Source organism: Flagellimonas marina (genome assembly GCF_042651185.1).
Classification (GTDB): domain Bacteria; phylum Bacteroidota; class Bacteroidia; order Flavobacteriales; family Flavobacteriaceae; genus Flagellimonas; species Flagellimonas marina.
Map to the genome: position 1 here is coordinate 279,953 of NZ_JBHSCL010000009.1, position 23,678 is coordinate 303,630.

General features: G+C 42.2%; 22 protein-coding genes and 1 tRNA gene. 13 read left to right on the top strand and 10 right to left on the bottom strand.

The window, feature by feature from the left end:
* Positions 1-126: 126 nt before the first annotated feature.
* The 3 genes from ACFOWS_RS15050 to ACFOWS_RS15060 are packed head-to-tail and all read left to right on the top strand — an operon-like array spanning position 127 to position 4,638.
* The gene (locus ACFOWS_RS15050) at positions 127-1,611 is read left to right on the top strand and encodes a xylulokinase (protein WP_379766239.1); all 1,485 of its coding nucleotides are present in this window, start codon (positions 127-129) and stop codon (positions 1,609-1,611) included.
* A 13-nt stretch (positions 1,612-1,624) separates the two neighbouring features.
* On the top strand, positions 1,625-2,950 hold the full coding sequence (xylA, locus tag ACFOWS_RS15055; protein ID WP_366586441.1) for a xylose isomerase: 1,326 nt from the start codon (positions 1,625-1,627) through the stop codon (positions 2,948-2,950).
* Between the two features lie 35 nt (positions 2,951-2,985).
* A complete protein-coding gene (locus tag ACFOWS_RS15060) occupies positions 2,986-4,638 on the top strand; it encodes a sodium:solute symporter (RefSeq protein ID WP_366586438.1) in 1,653 nt (550 codons plus the stop codon).
* 78 nt (positions 4,639-4,716) lie between these two features.
* Here the strand turns inward: ACFOWS_RS15060 and ACFOWS_RS15065 are convergent, their stop codons facing one another.
* The 3 genes from ACFOWS_RS15065 to ACFOWS_RS15075 form a co-directional block, all read right to left on the bottom strand.
* A complete protein-coding gene (locus ACFOWS_RS15065) occupies positions 4,717-5,829 on the bottom strand; it encodes an endo-1,4-beta-xylanase (RefSeq protein ID WP_379766243.1) in 1,113 nt (370 codons plus the stop codon).
* A 114-nt stretch (positions 5,830-5,943) separates the two neighbouring features.
* Positions 5,944-6,633, bottom strand: coding sequence for a LytR/AlgR family response regulator transcription factor (locus ACFOWS_RS15070; protein WP_379766246.1), 690 nt, complete (start codon positions 6,631-6,633; stop codon positions 5,944-5,946).
* Positions 6,634-6,639: 6 nt separating this feature from the next.
* Positions 6,640-7,641, bottom strand: coding sequence for a sensor histidine kinase (locus ACFOWS_RS15075; RefSeq protein WP_366586430.1), 1,002 nt, complete (start codon positions 7,639-7,641; stop codon positions 6,640-6,642).
* A gap of 279 nt (positions 7,642-7,920) precedes the next feature.
* On the opposite strand from ACFOWS_RS15075, the gene ACFOWS_RS15080 reads away from it, so the two are divergent.
* The 3 genes from ACFOWS_RS15080 to ACFOWS_RS15090 all read left to right on the top strand — a co-directional run bounded on the left by ACFOWS_RS15080 (position 7,921) and on the right by ACFOWS_RS15090 (position 11,122).
* On the top strand, positions 7,921-8,481 hold the full coding sequence (locus tag ACFOWS_RS15080; protein ID WP_379766250.1) for a YceI family protein: 561 nt from the start codon (positions 7,921-7,923) through the stop codon (positions 8,479-8,481).
* A 95-nt stretch (positions 8,482-8,576) separates the two neighbouring features.
* Complete coding sequence (locus tag ACFOWS_RS15085; protein WP_366586425.1) at positions 8,577-9,086, top strand: PepSY domain-containing protein; 510 nt, start codon at positions 8,577-8,579, stop codon at positions 9,084-9,086.
* Between the two features lie 245 nt (positions 9,087-9,331).
* Positions 9,332-11,122: a carboxypeptidase-like regulatory domain-containing protein gene (locus ACFOWS_RS15090; protein ID WP_379766253.1), complete on the top strand. Its 1,791-nt coding sequence runs from the start codon at positions 9,332-9,334 to the stop codon at positions 11,120-11,122.
* A 57-nt stretch (positions 11,123-11,179) separates the two neighbouring features.
* Here the strand turns inward: ACFOWS_RS15090 and ACFOWS_RS15095 are convergent.
* Positions 11,180-11,253 (bottom strand) — tRNA-Asn (locus tag ACFOWS_RS15095).
* 69 nt (positions 11,254-11,322) lie between these two features.
* Positions 11,323-12,678, bottom strand: coding sequence for an RIP metalloprotease RseP (rseP, locus tag ACFOWS_RS15100; RefSeq protein ID WP_379766256.1), 1,356 nt, complete (start codon positions 12,676-12,678; stop codon positions 11,323-11,325).
* Between the two features lie 150 nt (positions 12,679-12,828).
* Between rseP and ACFOWS_RS15105 the strand changes: the two genes are divergently transcribed.
* From ACFOWS_RS15105 to ACFOWS_RS15120, 4 genes are all read left to right on the top strand, one after another.
* Positions 12,829-13,509 (top strand): SCO family protein, encoded by a 681-nt coding sequence (locus tag ACFOWS_RS15105; protein WP_379766259.1) that lies wholly within the window; start codon positions 12,829-12,831, stop codon positions 13,507-13,509.
* An 82-nt stretch (positions 13,510-13,591) separates the two neighbouring features.
* Positions 13,592-13,834: a FeoA family protein gene (locus ACFOWS_RS15110; protein ID WP_366586414.1), complete on the top strand. Its 243-nt coding sequence runs from the start codon at positions 13,592-13,594 to the stop codon at positions 13,832-13,834.
* The gene (gene feoB / locus ACFOWS_RS15115) at positions 13,831-16,053 is read left to right on the top strand and encodes a ferrous iron transport protein B (protein WP_379766262.1); all 2,223 of its coding nucleotides are present in this window, start codon (positions 13,831-13,833) and stop codon (positions 16,051-16,053) included. The genes ACFOWS_RS15110 and feoB overlap by 4 nt, the downstream gene beginning before the upstream one ends.
* Positions 16,053-16,202, top strand: a complete 150-nt coding sequence (locus ACFOWS_RS15120) for a hypothetical protein (RefSeq protein WP_379766265.1) — start codon at positions 16,053-16,055, stop codon at positions 16,200-16,202. The genes feoB and ACFOWS_RS15120 overlap by 1 nt, the downstream gene beginning before the upstream one ends.
* 55 nt (positions 16,203-16,257) lie before the next feature.
* Here ACFOWS_RS15120 and ACFOWS_RS15125 read toward each other — a convergent pair whose 3' ends face one another.
* Genes ACFOWS_RS15125 through ACFOWS_RS15140 form a run of 4 tightly spaced genes read right to left on the bottom strand, consistent with a single transcriptional unit; the run spans position 16,258 to position 19,560 of the window.
* A complete protein-coding gene (locus ACFOWS_RS15125; protein WP_379766268.1) occupies positions 16,258-16,650 on the bottom strand; it encodes a DUF423 domain-containing protein in 393 nt (130 codons plus the stop codon).
* Between the two features lie 13 nt (positions 16,651-16,663).
* Positions 16,664-17,071, bottom strand: coding sequence for a DUF2141 domain-containing protein (locus ACFOWS_RS15130; protein ID WP_379766271.1), 408 nt, complete (start codon positions 17,069-17,071; stop codon positions 16,664-16,666).
* Between the two features lie 22 nt (positions 17,072-17,093).
* Positions 17,094-17,528 carry a hypothetical protein gene (locus ACFOWS_RS15135; protein ID WP_379766274.1) on the bottom strand — a complete coding sequence of 145 codons (435 nt, stop codon included), beginning with the start codon at positions 17,526-17,528 and terminating at the stop codon, positions 17,094-17,096.
* Positions 17,521-19,560 (bottom strand): S9 family peptidase, encoded by a 2,040-nt coding sequence (locus ACFOWS_RS15140; protein ID WP_379766277.1) that lies wholly within the window; start codon positions 19,558-19,560, stop codon positions 17,521-17,523. The genes ACFOWS_RS15135 and ACFOWS_RS15140 overlap by 8 nt, the downstream gene beginning before the upstream one ends.
* 94 nt (positions 19,561-19,654) lie before the next feature.
* On the opposite strand from ACFOWS_RS15140, the gene ACFOWS_RS15145 reads away from it, so the two are divergent.
* Both ACFOWS_RS15145 and ACFOWS_RS15150 read left to right on the top strand, forming a co-directional pair.
* Positions 19,655-20,413 carry an SDR family NAD(P)-dependent oxidoreductase gene (locus tag ACFOWS_RS15145; RefSeq protein WP_379766280.1) on the top strand — a complete coding sequence of 253 codons (759 nt, stop codon included), beginning with the start codon at positions 19,655-19,657 and terminating at the stop codon, positions 20,411-20,413.
* Positions 20,414-20,416: 3 nt separating this feature from the next.
* Positions 20,417-20,890, top strand: a complete 474-nt coding sequence (locus tag ACFOWS_RS15150; protein WP_379766283.1) for a hypothetical protein — start codon at positions 20,417-20,419, stop codon at positions 20,888-20,890.
* Between the two features lie 9 nt (positions 20,891-20,899).
* Here ACFOWS_RS15150 and ACFOWS_RS15155 read toward each other — a convergent pair whose 3' ends face one another.
* Entirely contained in the window at positions 20,900-22,141 is a 1,242-nt protein-coding gene (locus ACFOWS_RS15155) for a hypothetical protein (protein ID WP_379766286.1), read from the bottom strand.
* 162 nt (positions 22,142-22,303) lie between these two features.
* Here ACFOWS_RS15155 and ACFOWS_RS15160 point away from each other — a divergent pair, with 162 nt between their 5' ends.
* Complete coding sequence (locus ACFOWS_RS15160; RefSeq protein ID WP_379766289.1) at positions 22,304-23,476, top strand: hypothetical protein; 1,173 nt, start codon at positions 22,304-22,306, stop codon at positions 23,474-23,476.
* Positions 23,477-23,678: the final 202 nt, after the last annotated feature.

Below are 23,678 nucleotides of genomic sequence, written 5' to 3' on the forward strand. Positions count from 1 at the left end.
CAGCAGCAAAACCATTTGTTAAAAAACTTCAATCTACGGCAAAATATTTAAAGAAATAAATTTACGCAATCGATTCCGTTACCTATATTTGAAAAATTGTAGCGAAAAATTACTCAATCTTGATTTATGCACTGGATAGGTTTTGATATTGGCAGTTCCTCCATCAAAGCAGCGCTCATCAATTCAGATGACGGCAGCGTGCTGGACATTGCCCAATATCCCAAAAAAGAAATGCCCATATTATCAATCAACTTGGGTTGGGGTGAACAGGATCCTGAGCTCTGGTGGAAACATCTTTGTACGGCAACCCAAGAGTTGATTTCGAACAACAATATTTCTAAAAACGATATTAAAGGTATAGGAATTTCATACCAAATGCATGGATTGGTCACTGTTGACAAAAATCTACAACCCCTTAGACCATCCATAATTTGGTGCGACAGTCGTGCGGTAGAAATAGGAGAGCAACTGTTTCAGACTTCCGGAAGTGATAAATGTGTGGAACACCTCTTGAACTCACCAGGAAACTTTACCCTCTCCAAATTAAAATGGGTAAAGGACAATGAGCCTGACACCTATAAAAAAATCCATAAGTTCATGCTTCCGGGTGATTATATTGCCCTGAAGCTATCTGGATCGTGTGTTACCACTCCTTCTGGACTTTCCGAAGGAATTATGTGGGACTTTAAACAAAACGATGTGGCCTCATGGTTATTGGAAGATGCTGGCATTGATTCATCCCTAATCCCAGAGATAAGACCTTCTTTTTCAGAGCAAGGTGTTGTCTCAAAACAGGGAGCAAAAGAATCTGGTCTGCCCGAAGGTATCCCGATTATGTACCGCGCAGGAGATCAGCCCAACAACGCCTTGGCCCTTAACGTGATGGAACCCGGTGAAATAGCGGCCACCGGAGGTACTTCTGGGGTGGTCTACGCTATTTCTGGTCAAAAAAACACCAAGGAACATACACGCATCAACAGTTTTGCGCATGTTAATCATAGCGGAGACGATTCACGGATTGGTAAATTGCTGTGCATTAACGGTACGGGAATTCAATATAGTTGGGTCAGAAATGAGTTGACCAATGCGCTTTCTTACAATAGCATGAATGAACAGGCCGAATCCGTACCTATTGGTTCGGAAGGGTTGAACATACTACCTTTCGGAAACGGTGCGGAACGGATGCTGAACAACAGCAATAAGGGATCTAGGATTTTGAACCTCAACTTTAATGTGCACAAAGCCCCCCATATTTTTAGGGCGGCCTTGGAGGGCATTGCCTTTTCTTTTGTCTACGGAATGGAAATTCTGAAGAATGATGGCGTCGATATTGCTTCCATTAAAGCGGGGAACGATAACTTGTTTAGAGCTGGGATATTCTCAAGAACCATAGCCACATTGACGAATAGCCAGATTGATATTGTGGAAACCACCGGCGCCGTGGGGGCCGCAAGGGCCGCTGCCTATGCCTTTGGGAATTTTAAAAGTATTGGCGAGGCAACCGCAACAGATGCGATTCAATTGACGTATCAACCTGATGGGCCTGCGGAAAAATACCATGACGCTTATGATACATGGAAACAACAATTAGAAGAATATATTGACAATTGAATAACTTAAAACTATGATTACGAAAGGAGACAAGGAATATTTTAAAGGTATAGGGAAAATCGCTTTTGAGGGAAAAGGATCGGACAATCCCTTGGCATTTAAATATTACGACGAGAACAAAGTGGTCGGAGGTAAGACCATGAAAGAACATTTTAGATTTGCCATAGCATATTGGCACACCTTCACGGGAGTTGGCGGTGACCCATTTGGAGCTCCCACACAAGAATTTCCTTGGCTGACCAGCACTGACCCTATCCAACAGGCGAAAGACAAAATGGATGCCGCTTTTGAATTCATTACCAAAATTGGGGCTCCTTATTATTGTTTTCATGATTTTGACCTGATTGCCGAAGGCAACACATTGGCAGAATCTGAAAAAAGATTACAAACCATCACCGATTATGCGCAAGAAAAAATGTCAGCCTCTGGCGTAAAACTCCTTTGGGGTACCGCCAACTGTTTCAGCAACCCAAGATATATGAACGGTGCGGCCACCAATCCAGATTTTGATGTGGTTGCCTATGCCGGCGCCCAAGTGAAAAATGCTTTGGATGCTACCATAAAATTGGGCGGTGAAAATTACGTTTTCTGGGGAGGTCGTGAAGGGTACATGTCCCTTTTGAACACTGATATGGGTCGTGAACAAGATCACATGGCCCGTTTCCTTCATATGGCAAAAGATTATGCACGAAAACAAGGCTTCAAAGGAACCTTCTTTATTGAGCCGAAACCCATGGAGCCCACAAAACATCAATATGATTTTGATTCAGCTACAGTTTTGGGCTTCTTGACGAAATATGATTTATTGGATGACTTTAAGCTAAACATTGAGGTGAACCATGCTACTTTGGCACAACATACCTTTGAACATGAGCTTCAGGTTGCTGCCGACAACAATTTATTGGGAAGTATTGATGCCAACCGTGGTGATTACCAAAATGGATGGGATACCGATCAGTTCCCAGTGGATGTGTATGAACTAACACAAGCCATGTTGGTCATTCTTCAAGCAGGAGGTTTCCAAGGTGGTGGAATCAACTTCGATGCTAAAATCCGAAGAAACTCAACCGACTTAGAAGACATCTTCCATGCACATATTGGCGGAATGGACACTTTTGCAAGGGCGCTGTTGGCTGCAAATGACGTATTGGAAAATTCCAATTATATTAGTCTGCGTAAAGAGCGATACAGTTCATTCGATTCTGGCAACGGAAAAGCGTTTGAAGATGGCAAGCTAACTTTGGAAGACCTTCACGGTCATGCCTCGGCAAACCAAGACATCAAAAAACGTAGTGGTAAGCAGGAATTGTTTGAGAATATTATCAATCAGTACATTTAACTAAAAATCACTAAGCAAACTAACAACAAACAATTATGGAATCAGTTTTAGAGAGGCCGGATTGGATAGTCCTTGGCATCTATTTTTTGGCCCTTATTGGAGTGGCCGTTTGGGTGGTCGCCCAAAAGAACAAAGATACAGAGGACTACTTTTTGGCTGGTAGAAATGTGGGATGGTTCGTTATCGGAGCCTCTATTTTTGCGTCGAATATTGGTTCGGAGCACGTAGTGGGACTGGCCGGTACGGGATTTGAATCAGGCACGCCCATGGCCCATTACGAACTACATGCGTGGATCGTGTTATTGCTCGGTTGGTTGTTTCTACCGTTCTACATAAGAAGTGGGGCGTTTACCATGCCAGAATTTCTCGAAAAACGATTCGATAGTCGTTCTCGTTGGTTTTTGTCCATTTTCTCTTTGGTCGCCTATGTTTTGACCAAGGTTTCGGTAACCATTTATGCCGGTGGTATTGTGGTTTCTGAGTTGTTGGGCATTCCATTTTGGTACGGAGCCATTGGTGTGGTCATCTTTACTGGAATCTACACGATCATCGGCGGAATGAAAGCGGTAATCTATACGGAAACCCTTCAGACAATCATCCTAATTTTGGGTTCATTGATCATAACCTATTTGGGTCTTAAAGAAGTGGGCGGATGGGGGCAACTCCATGAAACAGTAACCGCTGTGAGTCCAGATCATTTTAATATGTGGCGTCCTATGAGTGACCCAGATTTTCCATGGACCGGACTGCTGTTCGGCGGAACCATTGTGGGAATTTGGTACTGGTGTACAGACCAATATATTGTACAGCGTACCTTGGCTGCCAACAACATTAAAATTGGTAGACGAGGGGCTATTTTCGGAGCCTATTTAAAATTGATGCCCATTTTAATTTTCTTGATTCCCGGTATCATTGCGTTTGCATTGACCATCCAGAATCCTGAGGTTTTTAATGTAGACAGAGCAGATAGAGCTTTCCCAATGTTGGTGAAAACCCTTCTTCCGGTTGGTTTGAAAGGTCTTGTAGCCGGTGGTCTTATGGCAGCTTTAATGAGTTCATTGGCATCTGTCTTTAACTCATGCTCCACCATTTTCACCATCGATATCTATAAAAAGCTTCGACCTGAAAAATCTGAGCGCGAACTGTTGACCATTGGTAAGATAGCTACGGGAATCATTGTGGTGCTTGGTATCATTTGGATTCCCATAATGGACAAAATTGGAGGTGGGGTCATGTACCAATATCTTCAAAATGTACAGTCTTATATTGCCCCTCCAGTAACCACGGTATTCTTATTGGGTATTATCTGGAAACGGGTCAATTCCAAAGCAGCCATAACAACACTTTTGGCAGGATTGGTATTATTGATACTCCGTTTGGGGTCAGAAATCTATTATCAACCGCAGATTGCAGCGGGTGAAGATGTATCTGGCTTTATGTATGCCTTTGCCACAGTGAACTTTGCCCACATGGCCATTTTCATGTTCATCTTTTCAGTAGCCTTATGTATTGCTGTTACCTTGGCAACCGCGCCACCAAATTATGCGTTGATCAAGGGATTGTCTTTTGGAACGCTCTCTGCAGAGGACCGTACAGCAACCAAAGGAAGTTATAGCACTATTGATGTTGTCCTATCCGTATTGTTGGTCGTCATCGTAATTGCGATTCTATCCTACTTTACCGGGTAGTAGATAGTAAAGGAAAAATAGTAGTAAACAAAAAAGCCCAGAATACTATTCTGGGCTTTTTTGTTTACTGTGGTCACATCACTTTTCAAAATCTATTACTTTGTAATAGGCCTTTTTGGGCTGAAGCTCTTCATTGAACAACAACGGATAGTTTTTTCTTCCCCGTACCGGAAAGTTATCCAACCAAGAATAACGGTCCGAGATGTTCCAAAAAGTCACCCCAGTGAGCGTATCCTTATAATCCCTAAAAACCCGGAACAGCATATCATATTGCTCTATTTGCTTCTGTTCTTGCTCTGGCTTAAAGGTATCGTCCTCATCTTTTGGCAAGGGGTCTCTTCTGCTATGCTCTTTATGATAGACAGACACATCCAGTTCGGTTATTTGGACTTCAACTCCCAATGAAGCATATTTTTCAATAGCATCCCGTAAATCTTGTTCTGATGGTTCATAAATGGAGAAATGACCTTGAATGCCTACACCATGAATAGGCACACCAGCATCTTGAATCATTTTTACAAGCTTGTAGATTTTATCCCTCTTTACAGGATGCACCGCACTATAGTCGTTATAAAACAACTTTAAATCGGGATCAGCCTCATGGGCATATTCGAATGCTTTGATAATAAAATCCTCCCCACATATTTGATACCATTGCGAGTCTCTTAAAAACTCATCTTCTTTGTCCGATATGGCTTCGTTGACAACATCCCAAGCATAGATTTTTCCTTTATACCGTTTCACCACAGTGGTGATATGGTCTTTTAACCGTTGAAGCAAAACTTCCTTGCTCACTTGCCCCCCATTTTCACCCTTGAACAACCAGTCACCAGCTTGGTTGTGCCAGCACAGGGCATGACCCCGTAACTTTAAGTTATGTTTTACAGCAAAATCAGCAACTTGGTCTGCATACTCCCAATTGTACCTATCCTCCTCTGGATGGATAGGTCCCATTTTCATAACATTCTCAGGGGTCATGCTGTTGAAGTGCTTTAAAATTAGTTCGGCACTTTCGCCCTCTAGGGCCTGCGGATAGACTGCCACACCGATGGGAAAATAGTCCTTATAGTAATCTTTAAGACCCTTTTCTGATGGTTCTTCCTGGGCCTTTCCCAAAAATACTGTCGATACCAAAGCAAGTATCACCGGTAAATGGCATATTAACTTGCTGCTGTTTGTTTTTGTGTTCATTCGTAAAATTTTAAGTGCAATAGTTTGATTTTCAGTTAGAGTATCAAATATAATCAAAAGTTGCACAATCGATTGCATTGTAGGCATGTCCTAAGAACAACTCTCAATTACATTTTAACCCAAGACACTTTTTAGGAAATGATCTTTATAGGCACGGCCCATAGGTATTTTGGAACCATCGACCAAATAAACAAGATTTCCAGAAATACGATCTATTTTTTTAGTGTTTACAATATGTGATTTATGTACTTGGTAAAACTGGGGTGCCCCCAAAACATCCACCCAGTGTCGAAGAGGCTCGTTGGAAAGAACCTTTCTTTTCTCGGTGCGGATTTCTGTATAATCCGAGTCCGACGAAATTGCCAAAATATCGTTCACCGAGACCTTGATATGTTCATGACTGGATTTGACATAAATCTCGTTGACTTGGTTCTCCGAGGTTGTTTCAGATTGTTCTTGCTTTAAACTAGCCTTGTTCACAGCTTGTAAAAAACGTTGAAATGAGAAGGGTTTCAATAAATAGTCCACCACATTCAGGTCATACCCTTCCAAAGCATACTCAGAAAATGCGGTTGTAAGAATTACATCAGGGGCCTCAGGGATGCTTTTTAAGAACTCAATGCCATTAATTTTGGGCAAATGGATATCCAAAAACATTAAATCCACCGGTTCAGTGTTCAAAAACTCCATGGCCTGCAAGCCATCGGAAAAGATGCCCACCAACTGCAGATGGTTTACATCCTCTATAAATTTCTTAAGGATTCGTTGGGCTGGCGGTTGGTCCTCAACAATAATGCATCTCATATTCCTTTAAGCTTTTTCGAGTTCAAGCCTCAGGTATACAATATAACTCTTATTCTTTTGACTTATCTCCAAATGATGCTTGTGGGGATATAGCAATTGCAATCGCTTTTGCACATTTTGAAGCCCTATTCCCTTTGCTATGGTATCCAAGCTTGGAACCACCTCAAAATTATTCTTGCAATGAAATTCTAAAATGGAGTCAGTCATTTTAACTGAAATGTCAATCTCAATATTGGAGGATTGTCCAGATTGACTATGTTTAAACGCATTTTCTATGAACACGATCAAAATAAGTGGGGCAATCTTATAACCTGGCCTTATATCCACCGTTTCAAAATTGACCAATCCCCTGTTTTCTATCTGAAGCTTATACAGTCTAATGAAATTGTCCAATTGCTCTATCTCCTTATTCAACGGAACAAACCGTTCCTTGGATTCATATAGCATATACCGAAGTACGCCACTCATTTCCAAAATAATTTCTGGAGTTTTAGGTGAATTCTGTAGTGCGTAAGAGTAGAGATTGTTTAAGTTGTTGAACAAAAAATGGGGGTTGATCTGCGACCGTAAAAACTGGAGTTCACTTTCCTGAATGGTCGATTGAAGTTCGTCAATCTCATCCTGTTTTTGAAGTGCATCCCATCCAAACTTACAACCAGAAAGCATGACCATCGTAGGCAAAACGGACAGTAAGGAAATATAAATACCTGGAAAGTGGTCCCCTCTTGGAGTACCGGAAAAGAAAATAGGCTCAAGAATCAACTCCTCAATACAGATAACGCAAGTTACCACAACGGCAAAACCCAGAAAAAACTGCCAATATTTTTTCCTGTACAAATACTTGGGCATTAAATAGTAGGTTACCGAAACCGTGGCAAGACTATAAAACAGTCTAAAAAGCATTTTGTCCACATTAATGGTCGCTCCTTCATTCCGATCAAAGGAAAAGAAAAGCAGAATAATAATGTGCAATACAATTTGAAAAAGAAGTTCCTTTCTAGAAATCAATACGTTCCAATTAAATCAAGATTCAAAACTATGGATAATTCCAATCCAAAGAAAAACTGTTTCGCCAACAACAAAGTTAACCCCATGAACAACATTTTCAGGATAGCTTTCTCCAAACCAGTTGATTAGAGGAAAACCTAGGTCGTTCGCGGAAAATTGTTTCTAGTTTTCATTAAGATTTATCAACTTGAGCCTTTATGGCGAATCAAGTTTTGATCAAATAGCCTACATTAATGTTGGAGATATTAAAAAACACAAACAACTAAAATAAAACACATCATGAAAAACACAACTTTGATTTTTGCATTGGTAATCAGTATGGCAGTATCTGCGCAGTCCACATGGAAATCAGACGGGGCCCACTCCAAAGTAGGTTTTGCCATTACGCACTTAATGATTTCTGAAGTGGAGGGTCACTTTGGGGATTTTGATATTACCGCTACGGCGACTGACACTTTCGAGGATGCCGAGTTTACCGTTGACATTACAACCACCAGCATAGATACTGACAATTCGCGAAGGGATGATCATTTGAGAAGTGATGATTTCTTTGCGGCAGAGACCTATCCATCCATAACGTTTAAAAGCACTGGCTATGAGAAAACAGGTGACAAAACTTTTACCTTAACGGGAGATTTGACCATGCATGGCGTCACTAAACCTGTAACATTGGAAGGAAGGGTAAACGGTGTCATTACCGATCAGCGGAGTCAGAAACTAAAAGCTGGCCTAAAAATTACAGGCGCTGTAAATCGTTTGGAATTTGGCGTTGGTGGTGACACCCCCACTTTGGGTGACGAAGTTAATCTAACCATTAACCTTGAAATGGCACAACAATAAAATAGTATTCAATGATTTTGGGGTAGGGCCAATTATCTAGAAGATCTTGGTCCTATTTTCTTTTGATGAAGCTATTTTGCACTCAAATTAATCATATGGGAAGAAAATCAGAAAACACCTTTCGCGAATTCCATAGGTATCTGGGGTTCTTTTTGGCAGGTATCATGGCCGTATATGCCATTAGTGGTATTGTACTCACCTTTAGAACTACCGATTTTTTAAAAAGTGAACATCAGGTAAATACAACACTTGAACCAAACTTAAATGAAGAGGCCCTAGGCTCTGCGTTAAGAAAACGTGGGTTTCAAGTCGACAAAACCGAAGGTGACCTAATGTATTTTAACGGAGGAACTTACAATATAAAAACGGGAGAAGCTTCCTACACGGAAAAACGATTACCAGCCATTTTGGAGCGCATGAACAAATTGCACAAAATGCATACTGGAAATCCGATGTTCTGGCTGGGTATTTTCTTTGGCATTGCCCTGCTTTTCTTTGCAGTTTCCGCTTTTTTTATGTTTCGTCCTTCCGCTCCCATTTTCAAAAAAGGACTCTATTTTGCCGCCGCAGGCTTTTTATTGACCATTGTACTGCTGCTGGTCTAAGACAAAGGAGTTCTAAAAACCCTATTCAAAGGAGGGTTTTAGCGGCCGATCTGTTTACCCTCCTTTTCTAACTTATTCTTCCCTTATGAGCTGAAAAACATTAAATTAAGCCAATATTTCCTTAATTAACAGATGCTTTTGGCCAAATAATATTATATTGTAGGTGAGCAGAGTCCATTACAGGCACTGTGAGAAAAATTCCCCCGGCATAAAAGTTCAGTGTTTAATCCTAAAATCCTACGGTTTTGAAAGCAATCATAATTTCATCCTTTTTACTCCTCTTTACAGCATTTAGCCATGGACAAAACACCATTCATGGAAAAATAACCCATCTGGAGAGCCAATTGCAAGGTGTACAGGTTACCAATCTTTCCACAGGGCAAGACAGCAACACGGACCAAAAAGGGAGCTATGTGATCACAGCATCGCCCAAAGAAGAACTCAGGTTTAGTTACATGGGTATGGATACAACTTCGGTAATTGTGGAGGACGTTACCAAAACCCTCAATATTAAAATGAAACAAAAAGTAGAAAAATTGAGGGAGGTCACCGTTTCCAAAAAAGTGTTGAAAGGCCAAAAAGAACTGGAGCTGGAGTACGATTCCAATCCAAATATCATTAAATCGGCCTATGGCTATATAAACAAGGAAACAGCAAATTACTCCCTGCGAATCTTGGACGAGGATGAAGTTGGTTATGCTCCGCAATTGGATTTTCTGCTCACGGGACGATTTGCAGGGGTTAGAGCTATGTGCGATCCCCTGACCGATGAATTGGTGGTATCCATGCGATCCAGCGGCACTCTCAATAGACCCACTAATGCTATCCAAAGCCTTTCCATGAGCAAAGGTTCACTCTCTCCGGGCTTATCCAGTGGACGCGCTGTTTTTGATGTGGATGGGGTTATTTTGACCCGCATCGCTTGTAGCACTCTATGGGGTAATGTTCGCAGAATCGCCTTTATTCCTTCCTATGCAGGACTGGCACGATATGGTCACTTGGGTGTGAATGGAGTGGTCGTCGTAAATACCAAAACAGGTACCCATACCCCTAAAGAGGTTGATGGCAAGCCTTTTGACCAAGCTAAGTTGCGAAACAATTACCTCAATGAAAGTGCTGTGGTGAATGCTGAAGGCTCAGGAGCATCCTTACCCGGTTACCTAAAAGAACTCAAAGAGAGCCAGAGCACCGAGGCTGCCAAGGCCGTGTTTGAAGAAAACAAACTGAAATACGGTAACCATCCCTTCTTCTATCTGGACTCCTACCTCTATTTTTATGAAAAGGACATCGCCTATTCCAATGCCATTTTTGACACGTATACAGGACTGGCGCAGGAGAATCCCGTACTGTTAAAGGCCATGGCCTATGTTTTGGAATCTCAGGGCCAGCGGCAAAAGGCGCATTCACTCTACAAACAGGTGTACAAGTTGCGGCCCGAATATGCCCAGAGCTTCATTGACATGGCGAACAGCTATCGGAACTTGGACAGACCACAATCCGCTGCATCACTCTATGCAAGGCACTCCTATCTTTTGGAAGAGGGGCTACTGCCAACGGACAGTATGGAACTTGCAGCCATCATGCAACGCGAGGTGGACAATCTTTTTGATTTGGACAATGGTTCCCTTAAAATCAAAAAACGGAAAAAGGACTTTGATGAGCGCAGTACACGGCTGGTCTTTGACTGGAACGACTCGGAGGCGGAGTTCGACCTACAGTTCGTGAACCCAGAAAACCAATATTTTGAGTGGAAGCACACCATGGAGGAAATGCCGGAGCGAATCCGCTCTGAAAAAGAGCTTGGCTATGCCATGGCCGACTTTCTGCTGGACAATGAACTCTTGGGCAGATGGAAGGTGAACGCCACCTACCACGGCAACAAACAGGTCACCCCCACCTATATCAAGGCAACCATTTACCGAAATTACGGCAGCAAGTTGCAGAGCAAGGAGGTAAAGGTGTTTAAACTGGGCATGCAGGGCGTGAACCAGCACCTGTTCGACCTGAGGATTCCGTCGGAAGTAGTGCAGAATTAGAGTAACATATAGAAAAAGAAAAAGGCTGCACTTTCGCGCAGCCTTTTTTGTTTATTGCTCCCCCTCTTGGGCTCGAACCAAGGACCCTCTGATTAACAGTCAGATGCTCTAACCAACTGAGCTAAGGAGGAATGTTTTATCCTAAGCGGGTGCAAATATATGTGTTTCTTTAAAACACCACAAGCAAAAAATCTGCTTTTCTACTTAAAAAGCCATTTATACAAATCGTTCCCGTTGGCAAACAGCAATAGTGCAATTAAAAGGAAGAACCCAATCATCTGGGCATACTCCAAAAACTTATCGCTGGGCTTGCGGCCGGTAATCATTTCGTACAACAAAAACATAACATGGCCGCCATCCAAGGCAGGAATGGGCAAAATGTTCATAAAGGCCAAAATAATCGAAATTAATGCGGTTGTTGACCAAAAGGCGGCCCAATTCCAAGTGCCGGGAAACATGCTTCCAATAGCCGCAAATCCACCTACTCCTTTATACGCGCCCGTTTCTGGATTGAAAATTTTCTTAAGCTGCTTTACATAGCTGGACAACGTTGACACGCCTTTATCTATCCCCGCCGGAATAGCCTCAATGAAGGAATATTTTTGCGTTTTGATCTCAAAAAAGCCATCATCTTGAAGGTCTTGCATGGTATACCCTCCTACTTCAAGGCCCAATTTTCCTTCATCATTCACTTTTGCGACTAATTCTGCCTGTGTTCCATCCTTACGTTTCACCACCACATCAACACTCTTCCCTTTATTTTCCTCTAAAAAGTCCATTACTTGGTCTCGGTAAACAGCTTCGGAACCATTAATGGATAAAAATTCATCTTTGGGCTGAAAGCCAACCGATTTGTTATGGGAATTTTTAGGGATTTTGTTCACAACGAAGGGAACCCGTAAACTCAGGAACCGAATTTTATCCTCATCTTCCAACAAGGTTGCGATAAAATCCACAGGAATTTCATTTTCAATACGCTGGCCATCCCGCTCTATGGTATACCTATTTCCATTGATCAACTCCACAAAAACATCATCAAAAGACTTGATCTCATTCCCATCCACTGCAATAATCTTGTCTCCTGTTTTTATACCCAACTCATCCCCAATTTCCTTTTCGGTCACCCAAACACCATCTCGGAGACTATCCATAGGAATATACTGGTCGCCATAGGAATAGGCCATTCCAATATAAATAATCACCGCTAAAATGAAGTTTACCGTGACCCCTCCCAACATAATGATCAAACGTTGCCATGCCGGTTTGCTTCTAAACTCCCAAGGCTTAGGTTCTTCCTTCATCTGCTCAGTGTCCATGCTCTCATCGATCATTCCGGAAATCTTCACATAGCCTCCAAGCGGCAACCACCCTATTCCGTACACGGTCTCCCCTATTTTCTTTTTGAAAAGTGAAAATTTCACATCAAAAAAAAGATAGAACTTCTCAACCCTGGTCTTAAAAATTTTTGCTGGAATAAAGTGCCCCAACTCATGCAGAACAATGAGCAAGGAAAGGCTTAAAAAGAATTGTATGGTCTGTATCAATATAGGACTCATCAGCAGTCATTTGTTAAAACGCACAAAAGTAAACTTTTACAAAGTGATAAAAAAACGGCAAAACCCAGTGCAGTCGGTTTTAAGAAAGATTTGGCAACAAAACTTGGCTTTTGGCTTGAAGAATCCTGTTGGCAGCCGTAATTTTGTAGTGTGAAGTCATTTTTTGCCAAATACAAACTTTTTGCCATTGTCTTTCTGTGTCTTTCAGCAGTTATCATGTATTTGTTCTACAATGCCTTACAGCCCAAAAAGATGCTTCCGGTGTACCAACCTTCCATGGTAGACCCCACTTTGGTGGACAGCACACTGCACTACAAAAAAAAGTACCACAAGATTGCGGATTTTGCACTAACCAACCAAAATGGGCAGACCATCACCCAAGACGATTATAAGGACAAAATCTACGTGGCAGATTTCTTTTTTACCACCTGTCCCACTATTTGCCCGATCATGACCAAGAACATGGGTGATATTCAAAAATCCATTTTAGAGGATGATGAGGTTATGCTGCTTTCACATTCGGTTACTCCTGCAATTGATTCTGTACCCCAACTAAAAAAATATGCTTTGGAAAAAGGGGTTGTGGACCGCAAATGGAATTTGGTGACCGGCGATAAAAAACACATATACGAACTGGCCCGAAAATCATACTTGGCCGTAAAAACCGATGGTGATGGGGGGGCCTACGACATGATACACACTGAAAATTTCATTTTGGTGGACAAGGAAAAACGGATCAGGGGGTTTTATGATGGAACCAATCCAAAAGAAATTGACAAACTCCTCGAAGACCTTAAAATTCTTAAAGACAGTTATGCTGAGAATCCGTAGTACCTTTCTGTTGGTTTTAGGATTCTATTTTGTCTTTTTTACTTATTTTTGCCCTTAATTAAATTCATTCTAAATAACATTAGTGGCGACGGTAGCGGATTTGACATATGGGCAAAAGGGAATTATAAGGGATTTTTCGGAACATATTCTTCCCATAAAATTGTTGGAATTGGGCTGTTTGCCCGGCAACAGTGTTGAACTGGTCCAAGTTGCCCCGCTAAATGATCCCATCTACATCAATCTAAGCGGAAGTCATATTGCCATCAGAAGATCATTGGCACAACGTATTGAGCTGGATATTATTGAAGATACTTCTGGCCTATGAGTAAAACTATCAACGTTGCCCTGATCGGTAATCCCAACACCGGAAAAACCTCAGTTTTCAATCAACTTACGGGCCTAAAACAAAAGGTGGGAAATTACCCTGGTATCACCGTTGAAAAAAAGGAAGGCATCTGCAAATTGCCTAGAGGGGTAAAGGCCCATATTCTCGATCTTCCGGGCACTTACAGCCTCAACACTACTTCTTTGGATGAAAGCGTGGTAGTGGAACTGCTCCTCAATAAAAATGACAAAAATTATCCTGATGTAGCTGTGGTAATCAGTGATGTGGAAAACCTAAAAAGGAACCTACTACTATTTACACAGATTAAAGACTTGCGGATTCCCACCATTTTGGTCATTAATATGTCCGATCGCATGTCCCGTAAAGGCATATCCATTGACATTGAGGCCATGGAGCAAAAGCTCGACACCAAAATCGCATTGGTCAGCACTCGAAAAGGGATGGGCATAGACCATATCAAAGAACTTATTGCCGATTATAAAACCCTATCCACGGCTCCCAATGTAAATACTTCAAGAATTGCCCCCGAGTATTTTAATCGTCTTCAAAAGGCTTTTCCCGGCGAAGATCTCTACAAATTATGGTTGGTCATCACCCAAGATGTCAACTTTATGCCCATAGAGAAAAAACAGATTCAAGATGCTACAGACTTTTCTACGAAGTCCAAGGATGAACTCAAAAAGTTACAGCACAAAGAGACCGTGCTGCGCTATCAGTTTATCAATAACACCTTAAAAGAAACCTATAAGGTAGATATGATGGCCGCCAAAGGTCTGCGTGCGTCCATAGATAAAATCCTAACCCATAAGATTTTTGGTTATGTGATTTTCTTTGCGATTCTGCTGCTTATTTTTCAAGCCATTTTTGAATGGAGCTCCTACCCCATGGATTTTATTGACGCCCAGTTTGCCAACGCCAGTGAATGGATCAAGGGCACCTTACCTTCAGGGGTCTTTACCAACCTCTTGGCAGAGGGCATCTTGGCCGGCATTGGCGGTATTGTCATTTTTATTCCCCAAATTGCTTTTCTGTTCCTATTCATATCACTGTTGGAAGAATCTGGGTACATGAGCCGAGTGGTATTTTTAATGGACAAATTGATGCGTCCTTTTGGATTAAGCGGAAAAAGTGTTGTCCCCTTGATATCTGGAAATGCATGTGCCATACCTGCCATTATGGCCACCAGAACCATAGAGAATTGGAAAGAAAGGCTCATCACCATTTTAGTTACCCCCTTTACCACATGTTCTGCCAGATTGCCCGTTTATCTCATCTTAATTGCACTTGTTATCCCCGAAGGTTCTCTATTGGGATTGAGCTATCAGGCGTTGACTCTGATGTTTTTGTATCTCATCGGATTTGGCATGGCTCTTTTTTCGGCAATGGTCCTCAACAAAATTTTAAAGATAAAAAGTCGATCACTTTTTATGGTAGAAATGCCTACCTACCGATTGCCCCTTATTAAAAATGTGGCCTATACGGTTTTGGAAAAGACCAAAAGTTTTGTGTTTGGAGCGGGGAAAATCATTTTGGCTATTTCCATCGTACTTTGGTTTTTGGGCTCCAACGGATATTCAGAAGACTTTCACAATGCCGAAGATATAGTTACGGAACGGATAGCGGAACAAGGTCTGAGCAACTACAGCAAAAATTATATTCAGAACCATATCAGTTCATACGAGCAAGAGGTAGAGTTAAATACGGAGGACCTAAATCCGGACCAACTCCAGGATTCCATTCAAGCCATAAAAAATAGCTTAATGGAACGCGCCAAAGCTCAAGAAATTGCCAGTTATAAGTTGGAGCATTCCTATATTGGCCAAGCTGGAAAGGCATTTGAACCATTGGTAAAGCCTTTGGGCTACGATTGGAAAATTGGGATTGCAGTTCTGACCTCTTTTGCCGCCCGGGAAGTTTTTGTGGGCACACTGGCAACAATTTACAGCGTGGGTAACGATGAGGAAGAAACCATCAAAAGCCGAATGGCGGCCGAGTTGGATGCCTCCGGCGAGCCCCTGTTCAATTTGCCTACTGGTATCTCTTTGATGCTGTTTTATGCCTTTGCTATGCAATGTATGAGCACTTTGGCCATTGTAAAACGCGAGACCAACTCTTGGAAATGGCCAATGCTACAACTGGCATTTATGAGCGTTTTTGCGTATCTTGTTGCATTAGCCGCCTATCAAATTCTTAACTAATGGAAACTGCACAGCACATATTGGTCTACATCACTTTGGCCGCTGCCGTGGGGTATCTGGTCTGGAAGTTTCTACTGCCCAAATCATTGATTTATGGGAAGAAGAAGGACTCCAAATCGTGTGGGGATGACAACTGTGGTTGTAGCTGATGCTCGCTTTTACCTTACCCATTTACCAATGTGATGGATTTCTGAATACTTAACATCAAAATAAAGGTGAAACAAAACTGTATAGCAATAAACCCCACCCTACTACCAAAAGCAAACCTCCAATAGGGGTAACAGGACCCAAAAATCGAAGTTTTTCACCTTTGGCCGCGCTAAGACAAAGAGCATAAATACTGAAAGAGAACAACAGGGTTCCAAAAATAAAGCAACTGGCTATGGCTGAATCCAAGGGTTTATCAAATCCGAGGTTAAAACCCAACACCAGCAAAACAATGGCATGGTACATTTGGTATTTGACCCCTGTCTCAAAACTATGCAATAGTTCAGGGGTCAATTTCTTTTTTAGGGCATGTGCGCCAAATGCTCCAAAGATGACAGCCAACAATCCGTAAATGGCTCCCATAAGCTGTGTTAAAAAAATTGTCCCCATATAATTGATTTGTTTAAAGATCAATACTGATCTCATAATCCGAAGTTACCTTAAAAGCGCATTCCTTGTATTTGGGAGGACCGAATGTATGCATTTTGGCTCTGGAAAAAGCCACTTTTTCCTTTGGAATGCCCAACCAATTGGTATCCAGTTTGCCATTTCCATTTTCATCATGGAAAACCGCCACGGCGTATTCTCCTATGGGTAAGTCTACAATTTGTAAGGTGACGACACCTTCGCGGGCCGGGACACTTCCCGTTTTTAAAACACCGTCAAAAGACAAAAAAGTTTCATCTGAATCGTACAGAGCAACATTGACATGGCCATTGGTAGAATCCACATTTTTAACATGTACTAAAATGGTGTTTTGTGCGAATAGCGAAAGGGGCAACAACAAAATCCCGAAAAAAATCATTTTCATGGCTAGGAAGCTTTTTTAAAAATTATTTTGACATTTCGAGGTTGTCTTGCATTTTGGATTGCAAAATAGCATATATTTTTTGGGTCTCCAGACTATCCTGCATGTTAAAATATAGTTGCAGTGTGTCATGGTGCACCAGTTTTATCTTTTGTTGTCGCAAATCGTCCACAAAAACATAGACTTTTGTATTGCGGATGGAATCCTTGAAGATACCCTTTTCCTTTGCCATCCATGAAAAACCGGAAGAGCGTTCCATTTCCGGTAACTTCTCTACAAATAGGATGCTGTCCATGTCTGCTATGGAAATACGTTGATGATAGATTCCAGAAAAAATCTTGAATTGCCCATCCTCAATGTTGTCCCAGTTTTTGTAGTGGGCCACAAATGCGAGCAAACAGACAATCAGTGTAAGAACTATGAGCACGTTCCACAGCCAATGTCTTTTTTTCTTATTCATTTTCTTTATCCGTTCTAAACTTATCGAACCAAGCAATAGTATGAGCCACTTTGGCCATTAAATTGCTCGGCTTGTTGGCAATGCCATGGCCTGCTCCGGGAATCTCCACCAAAACCGTCTCAATTTTCCGAAGTTTCAAGGCATGGTACAACTGTTTGGCCTCACTTGGAGGTGTTCGCAAATCGTCCATGCCCACCATCACCATGGTTGGGGTCTGTACATTACCAACGAGTGAAATGGGTGAAAATTTCCAGTAGCCTTCAAAATTTTCCCATGGCTGCCCCGGATATCGGCTTTCAGCATAATAAAAATAGTTGTCGGCGGTCAAGGTTTTGCTAATCCAATTCATAACCGGTTTCGCCACCACAGCCGCTTCAAAACGATTGTTCTTTCCAATGATCCAGGCCGACATGATTCCTCCGGCACTACCTCCGGTCACAAAAAGTTGGTCTTCATGGGCGATGCCTTTCTGGATGCAGAAGTCCACGCCGTCCATTACATCATTATAATCTTCCCCGGGGTAATTATTGTACAACAAGTTGGCGAACTCTTCACCGTAGCTGGTACTTCCCCTAGGGTTTGGGTAAAAGACAATATACCCGGCAGCCGCATACAATTGCATTTCAATGGAGAACCGATCTCCATAATTTGCAATAGGGCCGCCATGGTTCTCCACCATAAAGGGATATTTTTTGTTCTTGTCGTAATTGGGAGGATAAACCACCCACCCTTGAATATCGCGACCATCCACAGAAGATTTATACCAAATCTCTTCCACTTGGCCCAAGTTTCTATAATTGAGCAGTGCATTGTTTAAACTGGTAATTCTGTCTGGATTTTTAGACCTTGATGTTTGGATGGCGATATCGGCAGGGTACTCTGGTCTGGTTTGGGTATAGGCAATAGTGCCATTGTTTGAAACACTGTACGAACCTCCGGAATACGGCCTTCCTAAGCTAGTCCCCCCTACATTGTCCACAAGTTTAGTGATCTTTCCATCAAGGGAAATCAGTCCTACTTTCCCATTTCCTTTGTCGTCATAATAGACATAAATCCCATCCCCCTTCGTATTCCATTTGATGTCTGAAACAGACCGGTCCAATCCTTCAGAAATAACACGCTTATTACTGCCATCACTATTCATAATGTGTAATTTATCGGTTTGATGGGCCTGAACTTTATCCTCGTAACCTACATAAGCTATATATTCCCCATCCGGTGAAACCTGTGGTTCCTGATCTGGACCATTACGGTCGGTCAAAGCCACAATAGTTCCGGTTTCCACGGCAACGGAATAGATTTCACTATTTCGGAACCGATATTCCCAATCTTCTACTCTATTAGCAGAAAAATAGATTTTAGAACCATCCTTGGCCCAAGATAAGGTGCCACGATGGTGCCAGTCACCAGAGGTGATTTGGCGGGGAGCGCCTCCATTGGCAGGAATCACGAAAATATGGTTGAACCCGGGCTCAATATAACCCCTACCATCGGCCTCATGGTAGAGACGGTCCGTAATTCTGGGAGCTTCTTGCCATTTTGCGCCTTTAGGTTTTGCCGGAATTTTAGCAATAACAGGGGGTGCCTGCGGCACATTCATTGAAAAGGCCAACTGACTTCCATTTGGTGACCAAGTCAACGAACTTGGGCTAAAAGGAAGTTGGGTCAATCTGGCAACCTTGCCCGTGGCCACCCAGTACATATAAATTTCAGAACCTTCATCCGTGCTGCTGGTAAATGCAATCCGGTCTCCATTTGGGGACCAGCGAGGATTGCTCTCACTAGCCTCATTTGCCGTAAGTTTCTGGTTTTGGCTTCCATCAGACTTGATCAACCAAAGGTTTCCAAAGGATTTATCGCCCATAATATCAAAACCCATTCGTTGGTACACTACCCATTCCCCATTTGGAGAAATTTGGGGGTCGGAGGCATATTGCAAATCAAAAATATCGAGATAGGAAAAGTCCTTTTTTTGTGCTGAAGAGAATTGGACTACCGTTCCAAGGAAAAGAAAAAGAATTAGTTTGCGCATTGTTCTGGTTTTTGAAGTTTTTAAAAGTAATGCAATTCCATTTAGGATTCAAGACGATACTTTCCTATTATCTTTGAAAAGTAATTTTTGGATTATGGACTTTCCCAACAAAACCATTCTAATCACAGGTGCCTCCCGTGGCATTGGAAAAGCAACAGCAATGGCCTTTGCGGAAAAGGGCGCAAAAGTCGGACTAAATTACAGAAGCAATGATGAAGCCGCCGAGATCACTTTTAAAGAATTGCCCGGCGAAGGTCATCAACTTTTTAAACGGGATATATCCCAAAAATCAGAAACCGAAGCGTTGATCAATGATTTTGTAAAAGAATTTGGTAGGCTTGATGTGTTGGTAAACAATGCTGGCATTTCCATTTTTCATGAAATTGATTCGGTGGATTTTGAGCATTGGACCCATGCTTGGGAAAAGACCTTTGAAACCAACCTTTTTGCCGCCGCCAATCTTTGCTATTGGGCTGCACAAGCTATGATGAAAACCGGTGGAGGACATATCGTGAATGTTTCTTCCCGTGGCGCTTTCAGAGGTGAGCCCACCAAACCTGCATATGGCGCCAGCAAAGCTGCCTTGAACGCCATGAGTCAGTCGTTGGCCAAAAAATTGGCCCCCCACAACATTTATGTTGGGGTGGTAGCACCCGGATTTACGGAAACCGAAATGGCAGCAAAGACCCTCACCCCTGAGGAACGTGAAAATTTATTGCGTGAATCTCCATTTAAACGAATGGCCCAGCCCGAAGAGGTGGCCCACGCCATTTTATTTTTGGCCTCGGACGAAGCTGCCTACTCTTCTGGGACCATAATCGACGTTAATGGCGCATCGTACCTAAGAAGTTAAAATATGAAAGCCGCCACTGTTGCACAAATCAAAAAAGAACTCCAGTTTAAATCGCAAGAAGACGTAATGCAGCTTTGTCTGCGCTTGGCGCGATTCAAAAAAGAAAACAAAGAGCTACTCACTTACTTGCTTTTTGAATCGGACAGTGAGGAAGGGTACATTGAAACCGTAAAAGAAGAGATGGATGCCATGTTCGCAGAAATCAACATCAACAGTTATTTCTACATTAAAAAGAGTGTTCGAAAAATCCTTCGAACCGTTAAAAAATATATCCGGTATTCGGGTAATAAGGCCACCGAAGTGGAACTGCTATTGTATTTCTGTGAAAAACTGAAGTCTTTTCGGCCAAGCATCCAACGAAATACCACCCTCAAAAATCTGTACCAGCGTCAATTGGATTATATTGAAAAGAAAATACCCGCGCTGCATGAGGATCTACAGCATGATTATTCGTTGATTTTGGCAGAGCTACGTTGAAGAATGGGGTCACAAAGTAGTATCACCTGAAGAATAAAACATCCTTTCGGAACTTTTTAACTCCACATTTTGTACAGCCCCAGTTCCTTCAAAGTGAATAACAATCCCTTTTATGTGCCGTGGGGTCTCTGGCCCATTCATGGTGTAAGCCTGTTCTCCGTTGATCAAAATCCGGGCAACGCCAAGCTTTGAAATCAATTCAAGGCTCACAAAATTTATAAAGTCGACCCCAAAAGCGGAAAGATCGTTCTTTTTCCCGTCGATAGTTTTATCAAAAGCCAAAACATTCAAATTGGAAGCACACCCCCTTTTTGCCAATGGAATGCCAATGGCTCCTCCATCGTATAGTACATACAACTGAAAGCTCCGACACCCACTCAACCCCTGCTCGAAGGTATTTTTAACCGCCATGGATAAGTCAAAATCATCCGTGTAAATTCCACCAAAATCCTTAACAAGATATAAGCTGGATCTCACATTTGTAGTCTTTGGGTCAATTCCGTATTCGGCCAAAGTTTCATGGGAAACGGAAACTCCATTGTTATCCTTAATCTCTTCTTTTTTAAGATAAATTGGAAGGGTATCTCGCTCAATGACGCCCAACCAATCCTTGGTTTGGATAAAGACATCGTGCTCTTTTACAATGGTCCCATCTACCACCAATTTTGATTTAAAAAAACCTGGGCGATAGTAGATGCTTGTTGCCACACTATCTTTTCTGTTGATGGCCACCCGTTTATTTTTATCCCAACTTTGTTGAATTTCAATTATTGCAAGGTCATCCGCTGCCGAAGCATCGTACTCAAAAATCACGGAATTGGGAATCTCATCACTTACAGGCCTGCTTTTGAACTCAAATTCCGATGCGTCAATACTTTTTCTAGTGGTAAGGGCACCAAAAATAGTAGCCAAAATCGCTATCCCCATAAGAATTAAAACAATGGCAGGAAGATGAAAACGGCCAACGTGCTTTTTCTTGCTTAGTAAGGCCGTATTTGTAGCTGCACTGTTGGCGAATTCACGCCAGTTTTCGTATCCGCTAAATTCCGAAAGGATATCCAAAGTCGCGGAGCTTGGATTCGCCACCAACTCGGCCCGGCCCCAAATTCTTTTTAAGGTGGTAACGCTCAACCGCTTCTTGGTACTATCAAAAATAAGGTCGCTCAACTCCTCAAAGTCCCTATTGCTCCACTCCGAACCACTGCCCCAACCCAAGCGTTCTTCAATTTGCGCTACCAGAATATCAATCATGTGGTGTTTCGATTTTTCCATAAATCTAACAAGCGTGTGTTCAGCAACCTAGGTTGAACAGGATTAATCAGGATTGAACAAGTAATCGTTGGGCAATGGAACTCAGCTCCATTTACTTTTACTCAAAATCAAATGTACTTGTAAAATTCAAATCATTAAAAAATGAACAATTCAATCAACAAACTGGTATCGGTAATTCTGTGTGTGGCTTTCAGTTTTACTTTTTATGCGCAAGGCCCAAAACAAAACAAACCTGTTGAATTTCCCTTCACAGAAAAATATTGGTCTGCCCTGACCGACAATGTGGAATTCACTACCTACAAATCTGTCTCCGCAGCAAAAAGCACCGATGGTAATCCAATAGGTCTTATGCTCAAGGACTTTGATTTTTCCACAGGAACCATTGAGTTTGATGTTGAACTCAAAGGTCGAGGGTTCCCTGGAATCACATTTCATGTGGACAAGGATACCCTAAACTCAGAAACCTTCTATCTACGCTATTTTGGCAAGCCACAGCCGCAGCGGAGAAACAACATGCAATATGCCGCGGTCGTGGACAAGGTCAATCTTTGGGATCTCACCGACGATTACCAAGCTGCCGCACAACTTTACGAGAACCAATGGAACCATATTAAATTGGTGATTTCAGAAAATCAGATGAGAGCGTATGTCAACGATATGGAAAACGTGGCCCTTTGGGTACCCGCTCTGGAAGGGTTGACAAAATCTGGTGGCATTGGTCTTTCAGGTGACGTGGTTTATGCGAATATGGTAGTGACACCGAACGCTATTGAAGGGATACCTTCATCTGCCGGGTACGATCCTACTGCCAACGATTCCCGCTATTTACGTAATTGGCTAGTATCAGAACCTATCAATTTTCCGTTTGGCAAAGATTTGATGAAACAAATAGTTGTAAGTCCGGGAGTGGTCATTGACTCCACAGTCTTTGGCAGCACATGGAAACCATTGCAAGCGGGCCAAAGATCTATGGTAAACCTCACCAAAAAATATGGGGGCACTAAACAAGGCGAAAGAAGGCTGGCATGGTTGAAAACCACCATTACCTCGGATAAGATGCAAAAGAAAAAATTGAACTTTGGGTTTAATGATGAGGTTTGGGTCTTTATCAATGGAAAACCATTGTACATCGACAAAAACTACTATGGTACCCCGGGCATGAAGGAGCCTCTCGGAAGAGCCACTATTGAGAACACCATCATTGAAATTCCTCTGCAAGAAGGTGAAAACGAAATTTTAATTGGTTTGACCAGCTATTTTTATGGATGGGGTATGATTGCACGATGGGAAAATAATGATGGTATTAGCTTCTAATATCAACACCATCGCAATAAGGCCAATGTGGTACAAATCGCATTGGCTTTTCTATTGAATCTTCAGTGCAGGTATTGCATTCAGCATAACTGGATTTTATCCGTAATCGATTCAAAAAGATTCAGTAAATTGGGGTTTTGACAAACGACTCAACTCAATTTTACATGATGAAAATTCAACCCAGCTCAGCGAGGATCCAGGT

Coding starts and splice junctions, on each gene's coding strand:
- ACFOWS_RS15050 (WP_379766239.1), top strand. CDS start 127: ATGCACTGGATAGGTTTTGATATTGGCAGTTCCTCCATCAAAGCAGCG.
- xylA (WP_366586441.1), top strand. CDS start 1,625: ATGATTACGAAAGGAGACAAGGAATATTTTAAAGGTATAGGGAAAATC.
- ACFOWS_RS15060 (WP_366586438.1), top strand. CDS start 2,986: ATGGAATCAGTTTTAGAGAGGCCGGATTGGATAGTCCTTGGCATCTAT.
- ACFOWS_RS15065 (WP_379766243.1), bottom strand. CDS start 5,829: ATGAACACAAAAACAAACAGCAGCAAGTTAATATGCCATTTACCGGTG.
- ACFOWS_RS15070 (WP_379766246.1), bottom strand. CDS start 6,633: ATGAGATGCATTATTGTTGAGGACCAACCGCCAGCCCAACGAATCCTT.
- ACFOWS_RS15080 (WP_379766250.1), top strand. CDS start 7,921: ATGAAAAACACAACTTTGATTTTTGCATTGGTAATCAGTATGGCAGTA.
- ACFOWS_RS15085 (WP_366586425.1), top strand. CDS start 8,577: ATGGGAAGAAAATCAGAAAACACCTTTCGCGAATTCCATAGGTATCTG.
- rseP (WP_379766256.1), bottom strand. CDS start 12,678: ATGAGTCCTATATTGATACAGACCATACAATTCTTTTTAAGCCTTTCC.
- feoB (WP_379766262.1), top strand. CDS start 13,831: ATGAGTAAAACTATCAACGTTGCCCTGATCGGTAATCCCAACACCGGA.
- ACFOWS_RS15120 (WP_379766265.1), top strand. CDS start 16,053: ATGGAAACTGCACAGCACATATTGGTCTACATCACTTTGGCCGCTGCC.
- ACFOWS_RS15125 (WP_379766268.1), bottom strand. CDS start 16,650: ATGGGGACAATTTTTTTAACACAGCTTATGGGAGCCATTTACGGATTG.
- ACFOWS_RS15130 (WP_379766271.1), bottom strand. CDS start 17,071: ATGAAAATGATTTTTTTCGGGATTTTGTTGTTGCCCCTTTCGCTATTC.
- ACFOWS_RS15135 (WP_379766274.1), bottom strand. CDS start 17,528: ATGAATAAGAAAAAAAGACATTGGCTGTGGAACGTGCTCATAGTTCTT.
- ACFOWS_RS15140 (WP_379766277.1), bottom strand. CDS start 19,560: ATGCGCAAACTAATTCTTTTTCTTTTCCTTGGAACGGTAGTCCAATTC.
- ACFOWS_RS15145 (WP_379766280.1), top strand. CDS start 19,655: ATGGACTTTCCCAACAAAACCATTCTAATCACAGGTGCCTCCCGTGGC.
- ACFOWS_RS15150 (WP_379766283.1), top strand. CDS start 20,417: ATGAAAGCCGCCACTGTTGCACAAATCAAAAAAGAACTCCAGTTTAAA.
- ACFOWS_RS15155 (WP_379766286.1), bottom strand. CDS start 22,141: ATGATTGATATTCTGGTAGCGCAAATTGAAGAACGCTTGGGTTGGGGC.
- ACFOWS_RS15160 (WP_379766289.1), top strand. CDS start 22,304: ATGAACAATTCAATCAACAAACTGGTATCGGTAATTCTGTGTGTGGCT.